The sequence below is a fragment of the Oleiphilus sp. HI0132 genome (assembly GCF_001635845.1).
On record NZ_LWGJ01001728.1, the window covers coordinates 1 to 1,514 of the forward strand.

A 1,514-nucleotide genomic window follows, 5' to 3' on the forward strand; every position below is an offset into this window, starting at 1 on the left:
GGACAAGAAGCGCTCATCTATCAAGGCAGCTTCAGACAAGGTAATACAGTATCGGTGATTATCAGCTTCACCTTGCGCCAACTCATTGTGAGTTCGCTGCATCAAAAATTCTGGATCTGCCAGGCTCTCTACCACCTTCTCGACAACCAACTGATCAAAGGGCACCATCAATCCGAATCGCTCAGCCATCGGCAGGAAGGTCCCAGCGACAGTCAGCTCGCCTTCTACTTCAATTCGAGAAAGGACCTGCTGATACATAACCTTTCCTTCACCATCATAAACTGTTTGAGTATGAAGCTTCACATCTCGACTCAGCAATACCTCTTGCAAAATATTTCGCCACTCATTTGCCTGATGCACCTCTCGCATACTCTCTTCTGCCGACTGAATATGCGCATAACGCCGCCAGCCGGAAATACCATCTGACTGTGCTTGGCGTAAGGCTAAATCAGCTTTAGACAACAAAGTGCGAGCAGTATCATCAGCCTTTACGCAAGCCGCACCGATATGCACGCTATCATCGCGCAACAAGTGCTTGATATCAGAGAGTGAACAAATTTCTGATATCATTTTTGGCACCAGGACATCAATTTCATCATCCATAACACTCGGCATAAACACACTAAAATCGGCACCACTTCGCCTCGCAGCAAACGCATTCTGATGACGCTGTTCATATTTTTGCAGTATCTGCGCAACACTCGTCAACAGAGCATCGCCTCGATCTCGCCCCAATGACTCGTTAACTGCACCAAAGTCGTTAAGTTGCACTAAGACCAGACTTCCTTTTGCTGTGTGCTGCTGTGAATCCAGCTCTGTCTTTAAACGCCCATCAAAACCTTCACGGTTACTTAGGCCGGTAAGTGTGTCAACAAAAGATGCCTGACGCAGGTCCTCGATCAAATTTAATTGCTCTTCAAACACCCCGCCAAGCTGCCTGGCCATATCATTCATCGCATCGGCAACGCCTGCAAGCTCTCGGAATACAGGATGAGGAGCCCTAAAATCAAAATGGCGATGACTCATTTCCTGTGCATGAAACTGAAGCTGTTTTAAAGGCTTTAACACACCAGCTAATAGCCAACGCGCTGCAAATAAGCCGAGCACCAAAATACTTAGAAACCAAATTGACTCAGAACGAATCACTTTCCACAATTCAAGGTAGGCGTAACCAGGATGACTCTCTACCACAATCGTGCCCAACTGTTTCCAACCAGCTACAACTTCTGCACTTTTGGCAGGGGCCTTTAGATCAAGCAGAGAGACAAACCAGTCAGGGACAGTATCAACAGTTAAAGAGTTAGCGCGCACGACAATGGCGGCACCGTTCAAGTCAAAAAAAACAATTTTTCTGTAGTCACCACTGTCGAATATCGTGTCAACAATTCGCGCTGCCGCCACGCGATCTTGAGCATCTATACTCGTCGATAATGACAAGCCCAAAGAAGTAGCAGCATCCTGTGCATGGGACTGCAATTGATTCTGCAAATAGTCACGCATGGTGGTGATATTCA

At 46.9% G+C, this 1,514-nt stretch carries 1 protein-coding gene; it reads right to left on the reverse strand.

Features of this window, described 5'->3' with window-relative positions; genetic code table 11:
- Positions 1-1,514, reverse strand: a 1,514-nt coding sequence (locus A3766_RS26460; RefSeq protein ID WP_156509160.1) for a LapD/MoxY N-terminal periplasmic domain-containing protein, incomplete at both ends; no start/stop codon positions are given.